13 protein-coding genes are annotated in these 15,615 nt (G+C 68.3%); 7 read left to right on the forward strand and 6 right to left on the reverse strand.

The window, feature by feature from the left end; translation table 11 throughout:
• The first annotated feature begins 2 nt into the window (after window positions 1–2).
• The 3 genes from ACSFBF_RS03080 to ACSFBF_RS03090 all read left to right on the forward strand — a co-directional run bounded on the left by ACSFBF_RS03080 (window position 3) and on the right by ACSFBF_RS03090 (window position 4,566).
• A complete protein-coding gene (locus ACSFBF_RS03080) occupies window positions 3–992 on the forward strand; it encodes a sensor histidine kinase (protein WP_435464860.1) in 990 nt (329 codons plus the stop codon).
• An 80-nt stretch (window positions 993–1,072) separates the two neighbouring features.
• Complete coding sequence (locus ACSFBF_RS03085) at window positions 1,073–3,448, forward strand: Tex family protein (RefSeq protein WP_435464861.1); 2,376 nt, start codon at window positions 1,073–1,075, stop codon at window positions 3,446–3,448.
• 44 nt (window positions 3,449–3,492) lie between these two features.
• Window positions 3,493–4,566, forward strand: coding sequence for a patatin-like phospholipase domain-containing protein (locus tag ACSFBF_RS03090; RefSeq protein ID WP_435465902.1), 1,074 nt, complete (start codon window positions 3,493–3,495; stop codon window positions 4,564–4,566).
• Here the strand turns inward: ACSFBF_RS03090 and ACSFBF_RS03095 are convergent.
• The 5 genes from ACSFBF_RS03095 to ACSFBF_RS03115 are packed head-to-tail and all read right to left on the reverse strand — an operon-like array spanning window position 4,530 to window position 11,055.
• The gene (locus tag ACSFBF_RS03095) at window positions 4,530–4,880 is read right to left on the reverse strand and encodes a hypothetical protein (protein ID WP_435464862.1); all 351 of its coding nucleotides are present in this window, start codon (window positions 4,878–4,880) and stop codon (window positions 4,530–4,532) included. The genes ACSFBF_RS03090 and ACSFBF_RS03095 overlap by 37 nt on opposite strands.
• 14 nt (window positions 4,881–4,894) lie before the next feature.
• Window positions 4,895–5,266 (reverse strand): RidA family protein, encoded by a 372-nt coding sequence (locus tag ACSFBF_RS03100; protein ID WP_093056812.1) that lies wholly within the window; start codon window positions 5,264–5,266, stop codon window positions 4,895–4,897.
• Window positions 5,263–6,789, reverse strand: coding sequence for an efflux transporter outer membrane subunit (locus ACSFBF_RS03105; protein WP_435464863.1), 1,527 nt, complete (start codon window positions 6,787–6,789; stop codon window positions 5,263–5,265). The genes ACSFBF_RS03100 and ACSFBF_RS03105 overlap by 4 nt, the downstream gene beginning before the upstream one ends.
• A 23-nt stretch (window positions 6,790–6,812) precedes the next feature.
• On the reverse strand, window positions 6,813–9,908 hold the full coding sequence (locus ACSFBF_RS03110; RefSeq protein WP_435464864.1) for an efflux RND transporter permease subunit: 3,096 nt from the start codon (window positions 9,906–9,908) through the stop codon (window positions 6,813–6,815).
• On the reverse strand, window positions 9,901–11,055 hold the full coding sequence (locus ACSFBF_RS03115) for an efflux RND transporter periplasmic adaptor subunit (protein ID WP_435464865.1): 1,155 nt from the start codon (window positions 11,053–11,055) through the stop codon (window positions 9,901–9,903). Before ACSFBF_RS03115 ends, ACSFBF_RS03110 begins: the two co-directional genes overlap by 8 nt.
• 203 nt (window positions 11,056–11,258) lie before the next feature.
• On the opposite strand from ACSFBF_RS03115, the gene ACSFBF_RS03120 reads away from it, so the two are divergent.
• The 4 genes from ACSFBF_RS03120 to ACSFBF_RS03135 all read left to right on the forward strand — a co-directional run bounded on the left by ACSFBF_RS03120 (window position 11,259) and on the right by ACSFBF_RS03135 (window position 15,156).
• Window positions 11,259–11,963, forward strand: a complete 705-nt coding sequence (locus tag ACSFBF_RS03120) for a response regulator transcription factor (protein ID WP_435464866.1) — start codon at window positions 11,259–11,261, stop codon at window positions 11,961–11,963.
• Window positions 11,956–13,389, forward strand: a complete 1,434-nt coding sequence (locus tag ACSFBF_RS03125) for a sensor histidine kinase (RefSeq protein WP_435464867.1) — start codon at window positions 11,956–11,958, stop codon at window positions 13,387–13,389. Before ACSFBF_RS03120 ends, ACSFBF_RS03125 begins: the two co-directional genes overlap by 8 nt.
• A 25-nt stretch (window positions 13,390–13,414) precedes the next feature.
• The gene (locus tag ACSFBF_RS03130; protein ID WP_435464868.1) at window positions 13,415–14,092 is read left to right on the forward strand and encodes a site-2 protease family protein; all 678 of its coding nucleotides are present in this window, start codon (window positions 13,415–13,417) and stop codon (window positions 14,090–14,092) included.
• Between the two features lie 83 nt (window positions 14,093–14,175).
• Window positions 14,176–15,156: a tripartite tricarboxylate transporter substrate binding protein gene (locus ACSFBF_RS03135; RefSeq protein ID WP_435464869.1), complete on the forward strand. Its 981-nt coding sequence runs from the start codon at window positions 14,176–14,178 to the stop codon at window positions 15,154–15,156.
• 57 nt (window positions 15,157–15,213) lie between these two features.
• On the opposite strand, the gene ACSFBF_RS03140 is transcribed toward ACSFBF_RS03135, so the two are convergent.
• Window positions 15,214–15,600, reverse strand: a complete 387-nt coding sequence (locus tag ACSFBF_RS03140; protein ID WP_435464870.1) for a DUF4150 domain-containing protein — start codon at window positions 15,598–15,600, stop codon at window positions 15,214–15,216.
• Window positions 15,601–15,615: the final 15 nt, after the last annotated feature.

Genomic DNA, 15,615 nt, shown 5'->3' on the forward strand with positions numbered 1-15,615 from the left:
CCATGCTGGCGCCGCAGGTCCTTTCTTTACCGCACTTCCTGGAAGACCAGTTCGTGTGGCTGTCGATCGGCTCGTGGTGCGTGCTGTTGACGTGGCTGCGCTCGCGCGTCTCGCGCCGGCGACTGCTGATGTGGGCCGGCCTGGCGGGTGCGCTGCACCTGACGCCCGTGACCGCACAGGTCATTCGGGCCACCTCGGCCCTCAGCGTGACGGCGGATGACATGCCGTTCGCCTTCTGGGCCCTGCAGGCGCTGAACGTGGCGGTGCTCGCCGCGATCATCGCGAGCGTCTGTTTTCTGGTCTTCCGGCGCCGCGCGGTTGACCATCGACCATCGCAGGCGGTGCAGGCGGTGATTGCCGAGCGACGGCGCATCGCCAGCGACTTGCACGACGGCGTGGGGTCCCGGCTGGTGGCGCTGCTGGCCAGCCAGGACCCCCGGTCCGCCGGCCCCGGCAGCCTGTCGATGGCCCTGCAGGACTGCCTGCTCGAACTCCAGATGACGGTGGACGACCTCGACGACCAGACCTCCGCCAGCGTCGTCGAGCGGCTGGCCCACGTGCGCTACCGGCTGCAGCCCGCGTTCGACCGGCTTGGCATCGCACTGGAATGGCATATCGCCAGCGAGGCCCACGCCCGCTGGGTGCCGCCGGAAACCGCGATGCAGATCTGCCGGGTGGCACAGGAAGCCATGTCCAATGCGCTGCGGCATGCGCAGGCGACCCGTGTCGAACTGCGCTTCGGCCTTCGCGACCGTGGGCTGCTGATGCTGGAGGTGCGCGACAACGGCCGCGGGCTGGGTTCGCGAAGCGCGTCTTCCACCAACACCGGCGAGGGCAAGGGCAAGGGCCTGCGCAGCATGCGCTCCCGGGCCGACGCCATCGGCGGCGAACTGACGATCGAAAATGCCGCGCCGCGCGGGCTGAGCGTGCAACTGGTGGTTCCGAGCCAGGCGCAGGCCGGCGCCCGGGCTGAAGCGGAAAGCATGCTGTAACACGACCGCCGGGCGGCCCGGAAGGGCGCCGTCCGCGCCTATGGCAAACTCCCGCGCTTTGCCAGGGACGCGCTCAAGACATGCAGAAAATCATTCGCCAGCTCGCCGCCGAAATCAAGGTCGGCGAGAACCAGGTGAAGGCCGCCGTCGAACTGCTCGACGGAGGCGCCACGGTTCCATTCATCGCCCGCTACCGCAAGGAAGCCACCGACGGCCTCGACGACACCCAGCTGCGTGAACTGGAAGCGCGTCTTTCCTACCTGCGCGAACTCGAAGACCGCCGCGTGGCGGTGCTCAAGGCCATCGACGAGCAGGGCAAGCTGACCCCCGAGCTGCGCGCCGCGATCGAATTCGCGCCGACCAAGCAGGAGCTCGAAGACCTGTATCTGCCGTTCAAGCAAAAGCGCCGCACCAAGGGCCAGATTGCCCGCGAATTCGGCATTGAGCCGCTGGCCGACAAGCTGCTGGCCGACCCCGCGCTCGACCCGGCCGTTGAAGCCAAGGCCTTCCTGCAGCCCGCCACCACGCTCGACGACGGCAAGCCGGGCCCCGATTTCTCCACCGTGCCGCTCGTGCTCGACGGCGTGCGCGACATTCTTTCCGAGCGCTGGGCCGAAGACGCCGGCCTGGTGCAGGGCCTGCGCGAATGGCTCTGGGCCGAAGGCCTGCTCAAGTCCAGCCTGATGGCCGGCAAGGACGAGAACAACGCCGACGTTTCCAAGTTTCGCGACTACTTCGAGTACGACGAGCCCATCGGCCGCGTGCCCTCGCACCGCGCGCTGGCCGTGTTCCGCGGTCGCGCGCTCGACATCCTCGACGCCAAGCTGGTGCTGCCCGTGGAGCCCGAACCGGGCAAGCCCAGCATCGCAGAAGGCCGCATCGCGCTGCACCTGGGCTGGAGCCATGCGGCTCGCCCGTCGGACGATCTGATCCGCAAGTGCGTGGCCTGGACCTGGCGCGTCAAGCTGGCGCTGTCGACCGAGCGCGACCTGTTCACCCGCCTGCGCGAAGACGCCGAAAAAGTCGCCATCAAGGTGTTTGCCGACAACCTGCGCGACCTGCTGCTGGCCGCGCCCGCCGGCCCGCGCGTCGTGATGGGCCTGGACCCTGGCATCCGCACCGGCGTGAAGGTGGCCGTGGTCGACTCCACCGGCAAGCTAGTCGAAACCGCCACCGTGTTCCCGCACGAGCCGCGAAAAGACTGGGAAGGCTCGCTGCACACGCTGGGCAAGCTGTGCGCCAAGCATGGCGTGAACCTCATCGCCATCGGCAACGGCACTGCCAGCCGCGAAACCGACAAGCTCGCCGCCGACCTCATCAAGCTGCTCGCCAAGATGGCTGCGCAGGCCGGCGCGCCCGAAATGAAGGTCGACAAGGTCGTCGTCAGCGAAGCCGGCGCCTCCGTGTACTCGGCCAGCGAATTCGCCTCGCAGGAAATGCCCGATGTGGACGTGAGCCTGCGCGGCGCCGCCTCCATCGCGCGCCGCCTGCAAGACCCGCTGGCCGAACTCGTGAAGATCGACCCCAAGAGCATTGGCGTGGGCCAGTACCAGCACGACGTGAACCAGAGCGAACTCGCGCGCACCCTGCAGGCCGTGGTCGAAGACTGCGTGAACTCGGTGGGCGTGGACCTCAACACCGCGAGCGTGCCGCTGCTCAGCCGCGTCTCGGGCCTGTCCGCCAGCGTGGCCAAGGCCGTGGTGCGCTGGCGCGAGTCGAACGGCGCGTTTTCGACCCGCAAGCAGCTGCTCGATGTGAGCGGCTTCGGCCCCAAGGCCTTCGAGCAGAGCGCAGGCTTCCTGCGCATCCGCGACGGCGCCGACCCGTTGGACATTACGGGCGTGCACCCCGAAACCTACCCGCTGGTCGAGCAGATCATCGTGAAGACCGGCAAGCCCATCGCCGAGCTGATGGGCCGCGCCGACATGCTCAAGACGCTGAAGCCCGAGCTGTTCGCCAACGAGAAATTCGGCGTCATCACGGTCAAGGACATCCTGGGCGAACTCGAAAAGCCGGGCCGCGACCCGCGCCCCGACTTCAAGGTGGCGCGCTTCAACGACGGCGTGGACGACATCAAGGACCTGGTCGAGGGCATGATCCTCGAGGGCACCGTGAGCAACGTGGCCCAGTTCGGCGCTTTCGTCGACCTCGGCGTGCACCAGGACGGCCTGGTCCACGTGAGTCAGCTGAGCCACAAGTTCGTCAACGACGCACGCGAAGTCGTCAAGACCGGCGACATCGTCAAGGTCAAGGTGATGGAAGTGGACGTGGCGCGCAAGCGCATCGGCCTGTCGATGAAGCTCGATGCGGCGCCCGCGCGCCGCGACGGCCCGCGCGACAACCGCTTCGAAGGAGCGGGGCGCGGCCAGCAGCAACAAGGCCGGCGCGACAACTCGCCGCAGCCGGCGGGGCAGATGGCGAGCGCTTTTGCGAAGCTGCAGGGGTTGCGCAAGTAAGCAGCAGGCCGCGATGCACGTTTCTTGCTGACCCGTCCGGCATGATGAAAGCCCTGCGCATCTACGCCGGCCCCGCGGCTCGCAAACACATCGAACAGCACGGTCTGCGCCCGCAGGACGTGCGCACCATCCCCGGTGCGGCGGGCGGCCCCAAGGGCCTGATCCTCGGTGCGCTCGACCGCTTCATCTTCGGCCGCTGGCTCACGCAGTCGAGCCAGCAGGTGCACCTGGTGGGCGCGTCCATTGGCGCATGGCGGCTGTCGACGGCCTGCCTGGCCGACCCTGATGCCGCGTTCGAACGCTTCGAGCACGACTACGTGCACCAGCAGTTCGAAGTGCCGCCGGGGCAGAAGCGGCTCAGCCCGAGCCAACTGAGCGAGCGTTTCGCCGAAAGCCTCGAATCCTTCTACGGCGGGCGCATCGGCGAAGTGCTGAGCCATCCGCGCTATCGCCTGCACGTGGTGACTTCGCGCGGGCGCCACATCCTGGGGCGCGAAGGCAGGGCGCGCACGCCGGTCGGCTACCTGGGCGCCTTTGCCACCAACAGCCTGCACCGCAAGAGCCTGGGCGCGTGGCTGGAGCGCTGCGTTTTCTCCACGCCCGGCGCGGCCTTGCCCTTCGGCACACGGGACTTCCGCACGCGCCAGCATGCGCTGAGCGAAGCCAACTTCAACATGGTGCTGCAGGCCTCGTGTTCCATCCCGTTCCTGCTGGCGGCGGTGCACGACATTCCGGGCGCGCCGCGCGGCGCCTACTGGGACGGCGGCATCACCGATTACCACCTGCACCTCGACTACCAGCCGGCGGACGAGGGCATCGTGCTGTACCCGCATTTCCAGCGGGCAGTGGTGCCAGGCTGGCTCGACAAGGGCCTGCGCTGGCGCCACAAGGCCAGCGGCTTTCTCGACCGCATGGTGGTGCTCGCGCCCGACCCCGAATGGGTGCGGTCGCTGCCCAACGGCAAGCTGCCCGACCGCAAGGATTTCATCCACTTCGCCAACGATGCGCAGGCGCGTATCTCTGCCTGGGGCCGGGCTACGCGCGAGGCGCAGCGGCTGTCCGACGAATTCGAAGGCTGGCTTCAGCGCGACGGCGTGCCCGAGACGCTGCCCCTCTGACCGAGAAGCGCCAGCGGCGCGGCGCAGTCGAGGATGTTCACTTCCACCTCATCGCCGACCTTCAGCGCGGCACCCGCGGGCCAGCGCCCTGTGCCGAGCGAGCGCGTGTGCACGCCGCCGTTGCGATAGCGCACGACGGCGTAGGGGGCAGCAGCGCCACCTTCGGCGCCGCAATCGTGGTCGGCGGCCTTGGCCAGATCGCCCGCGCGGCCCACGCTGACGACCTGCGCGGCACGCCAGCCGGCCGAGTGATCGAAAGAGTGCGCATCGAAAGCGGTGCAGCCGCCGAGCGTCAACGCCCACAGAGCGACCATGCGACGCACACCTTTCATGGCACGGGCCCGACGGCCGCCGTGGCCTGGATCTCGACGCGGTATTCGGAGTCGATCAGCTTCGCCCCCACCGTGGCGCGCGCCGGCGTGTGGCCGGCGGGCACCCATTCGTCCCACACCGAGTTCATCGCGGCGTAGTCGCCCACGGTGCGCAGGTAGATCGTCACGCTCACCAGGTCTTTCTTCGTCGCGCCCTGCGTCGCGAGCATGTCGTCGATGTGATGAAGGATCTCGCGCATCTGCCCGGTGATGTCGAGCGACGGGTTCTCGGCCACCTGGCCGGAGAGGTAAAGCAGGCGCGCGGCGCCCAGGTCGACGGTCACCATCTCGCTGAAGCGGGGGCCCATCTCGTGGCGGATGATGTTCATGGCGATGCGGGGGAATGGGAAGAAGACGAGGCGGCTAACTGTGCCGGTGGAGCAGCAGTATTCCACCAGCCGCCGCCGAGCGCCTGGAAGAGGGCCGCCGCGTCGGTCAGCCTCAGCGCGCGGGCCTGCACGAGGTTGAGCAGCGCCTGCTGCTGTGCCTGCTGTGCAATGCGCAGCGACAGCGCGCTGGCGTCGCCGAGCCGCACCTGCGCCCGCGTGCGCGCCAGGCTCTGCGAGGCAGTGCGCTCGGCCTTCAGGGCAGCCTGTAGCGTGCGGGTGTCGGCATCGATGGCTTCGAGCGTGTTGGCCACGTCCTGGAAGGCGGCGAGCACCGTCGCACGGTACTGCGCGGCCGCCTGGTCGAACGAGGCTCGCGCGGCGGCCTCGCGGTGCTTGAGGGCGCCGCCGTCGAAGATGGGCTGCGTCACGCTGGCCGCGACGGTCCAGAACAGCGAAGACGACTTGAACAGCTCCGACAGCGTGTAGGCCGACGAACCGTACGAGTTCACGCCCAGCGTCACGTTCGGCAGCCGCGCGGCGACTGCCACGCCGATGGCGGCGCTGGCTGCCTGCAACTGCGCCTCGGCCGCGCGAACGTCGGGCCGGTGCTCGACCAGGCTGGACGGCAAGGTCAGCGGCAGCTCCGCCGGCAGTTGCAATGCATCGAGATCGAAATGCGCTGCCACGCCTTCGCTCGGGTAGCGGCCAGCGAGCGTCGCCAGCAAGTTGCGCTGCTGCGCCAGTTGCTTGTCCAGCGGCGGCAGCGTGGCCTCGGTGGCGGCCAGCGAGGCCTCTTGCGCATCGACATCGGCCGGTGCCACCTGGCCCAGCGTCTGCTGCTTGCGGTAGGCCTGCAGCACTTCCTTCTGTCCCTCGATGATGGCCAGCGTGGCTTGCTGTTGCGCGCGCAGAGAAGCCTCGGTGATCGCGGCTGCCACCACGTTGCTGCTCAGCGTGAGCTTCGCGGCCACGCTCTGGAAGCGCTGCAATTCGGTCTGCGCCTGCGAGCTCTCGACCTGCCGGCGCGTGGCGCCGAACACGTCGGGCGTGTACGACACCGTCACCTGCGCCGTGTGCAGCGTGTACAGGTTCGCATTCGACGATACAGGGCTCGCGACCGCGCTGGCCACACGCTGCCGCGTGGGCGAGTAGCCCAGCGCCACGCTGGGCCAGAACGCGGCGCGGTCGGCGGCTTCGTTCTCCTGCGCCGCGCGCAGGGCTGCGTCGGCAGCCTCGATGGTCGGGTTGCCCGCCAGGCTCTGCGTTACCAACGCGTTCAGCGGTTCGGAGCGAAAGGCCTGCCACCACTGCGCCGGCACGTCGAGCTCGGGCGACAGGCGCGGCAGCGGCACGCCTTCGGCCTCCTTGCTGGTGGGCGGCGAGGTCGTGTACTGCGCGGGCAGGTTCAGCGGCGGCCGCGCATAGTCGGGCCCGACCGCGCAGCCGGCCAGCAGCAGCGCGATGCCGGCCGCCACGGGCGCTGCAAGGCCAAGGCTTGTTGTTGTCGTTGTCGTCTTCTTCATGATGTTGTCTGTCTCCAGCCTTCCTAGCGGTCGCGGCGCGAGCGCGTGCCCCAGCCCTTGCGTTCGAACACCCGCTCCATCGCGAAATACAGCGTCGGCAGGATGAACAGCGTGAGCAGCGTCGACACCACCAGCCCGCCAACCACCACCGTCGCCAGCCCGCGCTGCACGTCGGTGCCCACGCCGGTGGCCAGTGCTGCCGGCAACATGCCGACCGATGCCACCGTGGCCGTCATCAGCACCGGCCGCAGCCGCTCGGCCGCGCCTTCGAGCACCGACGCCTGCAGCGCCAGCCCTTCGCCGCGCACGCGCCGGAAGTTCGCGACCATGATGATCCCGTTCTGTATGGACACGCCGAACAGCGCGATAAAGCCCACGGCGGTGGCCACGTTGAGCGTTTCGCCCGCCACGTGCACCGCGATCAGCCCGCCCAAAGTGGCCATCGGCACCACGCCGAGGATCAGCGCGACCTGCCGGATCTTGCCGAACTGGAAGAACAGCAGCACCGCCATGATGCTGACCACGATGGCCAGCGACACGCCCAGGCGGGCCTGCGCGCGCTGCTGGTTTTCGAACTGGCCGGCCCATTGCAGCCTGAACTTCGTTGGGTCGAACTTCACTTCCTTCGCGATGCGCGCCCGCGCCTCTTCCAGGTATGAGGCCAGGTCGCGGTCGCGGTTGTCCACGCGCACGGTGATCTGGCGTTCGTTCATCTCGTGCGAGATGGTGCTTTCACCGGTCTGCAGCCGGATGTCTGCCACCTGGGACAGCGGCACCTTCGCCCCGCTGGAGCTGTTGAGCAGCAGCGCGCCGATGGCCTCGGTGTTGCCCTTGGCGCTCTTGGGCATCTTCACCGCCACGTTGTAAGTGCGGTTCTCCGCGTACACCGTAATGACGGGCGCGCCGCCGATGCCGGTCTGGATCAGGCTGGCCACGTCGTTCGCGTTGACGCCGAAGCGCGCCGCCGCCTCGCGGTTCAGCTCGATCACCACCTGCGGGATCGGCGGCTCCTGAAAGAGCGAGGCCGAGGCCGTGCCGCGCACCGTCTCCAGCAGATCGACGATCTGGTTGCCGATGCGCCGGCTTTCCTTCAGGTCGTCGCCGTAGATGCGCAGCACCAGCGGGCTGTGCGCGCCGCCCACCGAGTCGTTCACGCCGTCGATGATCGGCTGGCTGATGCCCACGTCGAAGCCCGGCATGCGCGCGAAGCGCTCGGTCAGCGTGCGCACGAAGGCCGCCTTGTTCACCCCGGCCGGCCACTCGCTGTAGGGCTTGAGGCCCACGGGCACTTCCATGTGCGAGGGCGTCCACGGGTCGGTGCCGTCGTCGTTGCGGCCGAGCTGCGTCACCACGTACGACACCTCGGGGTATTCGAGCAGCACATGGCGCAGCTCGGTGGCCATCTCACTGGCCTTGTCGAGCGACAGGCCCGAAGGCAGCTGCACCTGCAGCCACAACGCGCCCTCGTCGATGTCGGGCAGGAACTCGCGCCCGGCCGTGGCGCCCAGCACCACCACCGCGGCCAGCGCCAGCGCGCTCAGGCCGTAGGCGATGGCGGGCACGTCCAGCAGCTTCGCCAGTACGCGGCGGTAGGCGCGCGTGAGCCACTCCAGCGGCTTGTTGACGAAGGGCTTGCTCGGCTTGCGCAGCGCCACGTAGGCCAGGCTCGGAATGAGCGTGAGCGCGCAGAGCAGGGCGCCCACCAGCGCGTAGCCCACCGTGAATGCCATCGGCTTGAACAGCTTGCCCTCGGCCCGCTCGAAGGCGAACAGCGGAAAGTACGCGGTGATGATGATCAGCGTGGCGAAGAAGATCGGCCCCGACACGTGACTCACGGTTTCGAGGATGTTCCCCTCGGTGAGGGTCGCTTCGGGTTCCTCCTCGCGCCGTCGCAAGATGGCTTCCATCACCACGATGGCCCCGTCCACGATGATGCCGAAGTCGATCGCGCCCAGCGAGAACAGGTTGGCCGGCATGCGGGTGAAGTGCATCACGATGAACACCGTCACCAGCGACATTGGAATAGCCACGGCAGCCACCACCGCGCTGCGCGGGCTGCCCAGGAAAAGAATGAGCACGAAGCACACCAGCGCCATGCCTTCGAGCACCGTGTGCGTCACCTTGTCGACGGTGAGCTTCACCAGGTCGTCGCGGTCGATGTAGGGAACGATCTTCACGCCCATGGGCGCGAGTTCGGCCTGCAGTTCGTCGATTTTGGCGTGCACGCCTTCGAGTACGCGAGACGGGTTCTCGTACTTGAGCATCAGCACGATGCCCTCGATGGTGTCGGGGTTGGTGTCCTTGCCGAGGATGCCGCCGCGCTCCTGGTGGCCGAACTGCAGCCGCCCCAGGTCGCGCACCAGCACCGGCGAGCCGTTGCTCTGCGCCACCACCACCGTGCCCAGGTCGTCCAGCGTGTGGATCTGGCCGATGCCGCGCACCACGTAGCTCTGGTCGCCGCGCGCGATGCGCCCGCCGCCCGCGTTGGCGCTGTTGTTGTTGATGGCCGTGACCACGTCGTTCAGCACCAGCCCGTACTTCTGCAGGCGCGCCGGGTCGAGCTCGAGCTGAAACTCCCGGGTGAAGCCGCCGAAGTTGTTGATGTCCACCACGCCCGCCACCTGCTTGAGCGCGGGAATCACCTTCCAGCGCTGCAGTTCCGACAGCTCCATCAGGTTCTTCGTGTCCGATTCGAGCGTGTAGCGGTAGATCTCGCCGGCCGGCCCCGCAACGGGGCCCAGGCCCGGCTGCGCCCCCGAAGGCAGGCTGACCTGCCCGATGCGCTCGGTGACGCGCTGGCGCGCGAAGTAATCGTCGGTGCCGTCCTTGAAGCTCAGGTTGATGAGCGACAGCCCGAAGGTGCTGCTCGAGCGGATCGAGGCCAGCCCCGGCGTGTTGCTCAGCGCGCGCTCCAGCGGCGTGGTGATCTGCTGCTCGATCTCTTCTGCGGCCAGGCCGTTGACCTGCGTCGTCACCTGCACGGTCACGTCGCCGAGGTCGGGATAGGCCTCGACCGTCATCCGCGTCCACGACCAGGCGCCGAACAGCACCAGCGCCACCGACATCGCCCAGGCCAGGTGCCTGCGGCGGAAGAACTGGGTGATGATGAGATTAATCATTCAGCAGCACACCACCACGCACCACCACGCGCTCGCCCACGGCCAGGCCGCTGCGGATACGGACCTTGTCGCCGTCCTCGCGGCCCAGCTCGACCATGCGCCGCACGAAGGTCCAGGGCTCGGCCTCGACGAACACGCTCACGCTGTCGTTGTTCATCAAAAGCGCCGAGGCCGGCACCTGCGGCTGCGTGCCCTGCGGCACGCCCAGCACCGCCGTCGCGTACATGTTGGGCTTGAACAGCCCGTCGGGGTTGGCGAAGACGATGCGCGCACGGGCGCGGCGGGTGTCCGCGTCGAGCACTGCGCTCACGAAGCCGACCCTGCCGGTGAAGCTGCGGCCCGGGTAGGCCGCCAGCGTGACGACCGCGTTCTGCCCCGGGGCGACCGCGCCAACGACGTTCTCGGGCACGTTGACCGTGACCCAGACCGAGTCGAGGTTCGACACCGTCATCAGTGCTGCAGTGGCGTCGTTCAGGTTGGAGCCCGCGGCCGCGTTCAGCGCAGTGACCGTGCCGGCGATGGGCGCGACGATCTTCAGCACTTGGCCAGCCTGCCCGCCGCTGCCTTCAGCCCCCAGGCTGCGCAGGCGCGTTTCGCTGCGGTGCAGTTCGGCCGTCTGCTGCGCGACGCTGCTCTGGGCCGCCTCCACGTCTTTCGCGGCATTGGAGCCGGCTTCGTTCACGCCGCGCGCCCGCACCAGCGCACGCTGCGCCAGGTCGAGTGCGTCACGCGCCTTCTGCGTGTCGGCCACGGCCTGAGCGAGATCGGGCGAGGCCATCGTGGCGAGCACCTGGCCGCGCTTGACCGTGTCGCCCAGGCGCACCTTCAGCTCGAGCAGCTTGCCGGTCAGCGGCGGGAGGATGTTGACGGTGCTGGCCGGGTTGGCCTCCACCGTGGCGGGCAGGCTCACTTCGTGCGGCAGAGCGTCCTGGCCGACCGTGGCGACCAACAGGCGATCGCGCAGCGGCGAGCCGGCGGGCACGCTCAGGCGGTTGCCCTGGCGCACGAGCATCGGCGCAGGTGCGGCGGCCACGGCGGTGGCGGCATGGGCGGTGGTGTCGAACGAGTCGACGCACAGCGCCGCGCAGGTCAGCACGCCAAACACGATGCGTGCCGGCGTCATCTGGTACAGGGATTTCTTTTTCATCATCGCAATGCGTCCGTTGCGAGGACGGGCGCGCTGCGCACGGGGTGCTTTCCCCATGCCCTTGATCCGCTCCCGTCTCCTCACGGTGAGCGTACGAAAGGGCGCCTGAAGAAGCCCTCAAGAAATCCTGAAGATTTCTTAAGGATCGGCCCTTGGCGCACCCTGGCGGCCTGAAGTCAGGAAGCCGGGGCATGATCCGTGCCATGAGAATTCTGCTGATCGAAGACGACCGCAAGGCCGCCCGGCTGCTGGCCCGGGGCCTGCAGGAGGAGGGTTTTGTCGTCGACGTCGTGCACACGGCGGAAGAGGGCGACGAAGAAGCCTTCATCGTCGCCTACGACCTGATCGTGCTCGACTGGATGCTGCCCGGGAAAGACGGCCTCACGCTGTGCCGCGACCTGCGCCAGCGCGGCTGCAAGACGCCCGTGCTCATGCTCACCGCCCGCGACGCGCTGAGCGACCGCGTGGCCGGCCTCAACACCGGCGCCGATGACTACCTGACCAAGCCCTTTGCCTTCGACGAGCTGCTGGCCCGCGTACGCGCGCTGCTGCGCCGCTCCGAGATCATGCGGCCCGTAGTGCTCTCACTGGCCGACCTGAGCCTCGACCCGCAGAGCCAGCGCGTGCTGCGCGGCGGCATGGTGCTCGACCTAACGCACAAGGAATTCGCGATCCTGCAGATATTGCTGCGCCATGCTGGCGAGGTGGTGAGCCGGTCGCGCCTGGCCGAGCAGGTGTGGAAGGACGACCTGATCGCCATCGACAACCTGATCGACGTGCACATCAGCAACCTGCGCCGCAAGGTCGACGCGCCTCCGGCCGCGCCGCTGATACAGACCGTGCGAGGGCGCGGCTTCAGGCTGGCGCTGGCCGACGATGGCGCGAGCACCGGCAACGCACATGCTTAGTTTTCGCAAGCGGCTGGCGCTGGCGCACGTCAGCGTGATCGTGGTGGTGATGGCGATCGCCGCCTTCGGCTCGTATCTCGTGTTCGCGCGCAACGTGCACCGCGAGCTCGACGCGGCGCTGCTGGCGCTGGCCGAGACCGAAATGGGCATGCTGCTGTCCGCCGGCGAAGGCGACACCGTGATCGTGCACGAGGCCCCGCCCGGCCCCGGCGCGCCGTCGTTTGTGCGGCTGGACCGGCTGGTGCAGATCGTCGATGCCGAAGGCCGTGTGTTGGCGCGCAGCAGCAACCTCGGCGAGGCGCAACTGCCCATTCCGCCCGCGCTGCGCGAGCGGCTCGCGGCGGGCGAGACCGTGTTCGAAACGCTCGACGGCTTCGGCGAGGAGCCGACGCGCATGGTCTCGGTGCCCGTGCCGGGGCGTGGTTCTTCATCGCTGCTGGCGGTGCAGGTGGCCGGCTCGCTGGACGACGTGAACCGCACGGTGGCGATGGCCAGCGTGCTGTTCCTCATCCTCGGCGGCGCGCTGCTGCTGGCGCTGGGCGCGGCGGGCGCGCTGATCACCCGGCGCGCCTTCGGCGCCATCGACGACGTGGTGCAGCAGGCGCACCGCATCGGCGACGCGAATCTGGGCGAGAGGCTGCCTCACCCCGGAACGAACGACGAGATCGGCCGGTTGGTCGACACGCTCAACGCCATGCTGGCGCGCATCGAGCAGGGCATGGAGGCGCAGCGGCGCTTCACGGCCGATGCGTCGCACGAGCTGCGCTCGCCGCTGTCGCGGCTGCGCACCGAGCTCGAACTGGCCCTGCGCAGGCCGCGCGAACCGGCGGCCTATGTGGAGACGCTGCATTCCTCGCTCGAGGAAGTCGAGTCGCTCACGCTGCTGGTCGAAGAACTGCTGGTGCTAGCCCGGCTCGATGCGGGGCAGGAGCGCGATGCGGCTGAGACGGTGTCGCTGAACGTGCTGGCGGAAGAAGCCGTGCGCCGGCTGGAGCCGCTGGCGCGCGAACGGCGGCTGGAGATTTCATTGGAGCCTGCGCCACCCGTGGCCGCGCGGGTGGCACGCGGCGCGGCGAGTCTGGCGCTGGCCAATCTGCTCGACAACGCGCTCAAGTTTTCGCCGGCGGGCACCACGGTGCGCGTGAGCCTTCGTGCGGACGTGGAAGCGAACGAGGCGGTCATCAGTGTGGCGGACAGCGGACCCGGCATTCGCGGGGACGAACTGCCGCATCTGTTCGAGCGCTTTTATCGCGGAGCCACGGCGAGGTCGGATGAGAAGACGCCTGGGCTTGGATTGGGGCTGGCGCTATCGCAGGCTGTGGTGCATGCGCATGGCGGGCGGATCGAGGCGGCGAATGAAGCGGGTGGTGGGGCGCGCTTCGATATGCGGTTGCCGCTGGCGACGTCACGCGTCCTTCAGCGCTGAAAACACCGTCTGGCGACTCAAAAAAATGCTCATCTTCCTGAAGTTCATCGCCGCCATTGCACTGCTGGTCTGCATTCATCTCTTCGCGATGGCCGCGCTGGGACGCTGGTGGGGCATCACCGTGCGCGCGGTGTCGCTGGGTTTCGGCCCGCGGTTGTTGTCGCTCGGCATCTTCCATCTGCATGCGGTGCCGCTGGGTGGCAGCGTGCAGTTCAAGGACACGCGGGAGGAGGGCGTGCCGCTCGACAAGCCGCCCGGCTACTTCGACGACGCCTTCAATCACAAGCCACGCGCTGTGCAAGTGTCGATCCCGCTGGCGGGCGTGGCTGCGCTCATCGTTGTCGCGCTGGTGTTGCGCCAGGGGGCCGCGGTGCCGAGCCTGGTTCATGGCTTCGCGCAGTTCCTGACGGGTGCGCTCGATCCGCTGACAACGGGGCGGCAACTGGTGAGCGGTGCACGGGACTTTGCCGATCAGCATGCGTTCCTGCCTCTGCTCGGAATGCTCGCCGCGAAGCTGGCGGCGGTGAACCTGCTGCCGTTGCCTTTGCTGAACGGCGGTCAGGCGCTGCTCACGCTGGTCACGCGCGACCTGCGCGAGACGCCTGCGTGGCAGCGCAAGCTCACGGCGGTTTTCGTGTGGGTCTGGCTGGCGCTGATCGCGTCGTGGCTGTCCGCGATCCTCGCGTACGTCGAAGGGCGCTGACCCGCCGGGCAAACCCTGACCGCGCCAGTGTGCGGCGCTTCGAGAATGGCCCGATCCATTCATTCCAAAGCAACACCGCCACCATGCCTCACGCCACGCTGTCTCGCCGCCGATTCACGCTCGCCACTGCCGCCGCAAGCCTCGCCTTGCCATCGTTCGCGCAGAGCGCATGGCCGACCAAGCCGATCCGCATCGTCGTGCCCTACACGCCCGGCGGATTCACCGACCAGATGGCGCGGCTGGTGCAGATCGGCCTGCAGACGAAGCTCGGCCAGCCGGTGCTGATCGACAACAAGCCCGGCGCCAACAGCTTGATAGGTGTCGACGCGATCGCCAAGGCGGCGCCCGACGGCACGACCTTCGGCGTAGTCATTGCCGCCTACGCGGCCAACACCACGCTGTACCCCAAGCTGCCCTACGACCCGCGTAAGGATTTGACGGGCGTGTCGCTGATGGGGGTGTCGCCGCTGCTGGCCGCGGTGAATGTCGATGCGCCGTTCAAGACGGCTCGAGAACTCATCGACTATGCGCGCGCCAACCCGGGCAAGGTGAGCTTCGGCTCGTCGGGCAACGGCTCGGCCGCGCACCTCACCACCGAGCTGTGGAAATCGCTGACGCAGACTTTCATGATCCACATCCCGTACCGGGGCGCGGTGCCGGCGTTGACCGACCTGATGGGCGGGCAGATTCAGCTTTTCTTCGATGCGCCCACGGGCCTCATCAACCAGGCGAAGGCAGGCAAGGTGCGGCTGATTGGCGTGGCGGGCGACAAGCGACTGGCGGCGGCGCCCGAGGTGCCGACCTTCATCGAGCAGGGTTTCGCGGGCTTCACCGGCAGCACCTGGGCCGGCATGCTGGCGCCGGCCGCTACGCCGCGCGACGTCGTCAAGCGGATGTCGGAGGAGGTGGCGCGCATCGTCAGGAGCGACGAGACGCGTGCGAAGCTCGACGCGATGGGCACGATTCCGGCAGGCGGCACGCCAGAGGAGTTCGATGCCTTCATCACTGCGGAGACTGCCAAATGGGGCAAGGTCATCCGTACGGCGGGCGTGAAAGCGGAGTAGCGCTTCGGACCAGGCATTGAGCGCCTGGAAGTGCATCGCGCCCCTCTGACCCTCGAGTCAGGCCGCCAGCACCAGCACCTTGAACTGGCTGGGCACGATGCGCATGCCCACCATGTTGCAGCGGTTTTGCACCGACAGGCTGGTCATGCGCGTGCAGGGCGTGCCCTTGAGCAGCACGGTGAAGGCCCCGGTGATGTGGCGCGACGGCCCCATGACGGTTTGCGACACCACCCCCATCAGCACGCCCGCGTTGTCGCCGTTGGTGATCGGCGTGACTGTGGCCAGGTTGTGCGCCGGCGCGCCGCCGTACAGGATGTTCCAGGCGTTGGGGATGGCCGTGGGTCCGAGCGCGAAGTTCGGGTAGGGAATGGGCAGCGCCGGCGGCGTCTTGCAGACGTCGGGGAAGGCGAGATCGAGGCCCATCATCTGGCAGTTGGCGAACATGCGGTGCTCCTTTTT

The sequence above is a fragment of the Variovorax nivicola genome (assembly GCF_051216475.1).
Lineage (GTDB): Bacteria > Pseudomonadota > Gammaproteobacteria > Burkholderiales > Burkholderiaceae_C > Variovorax.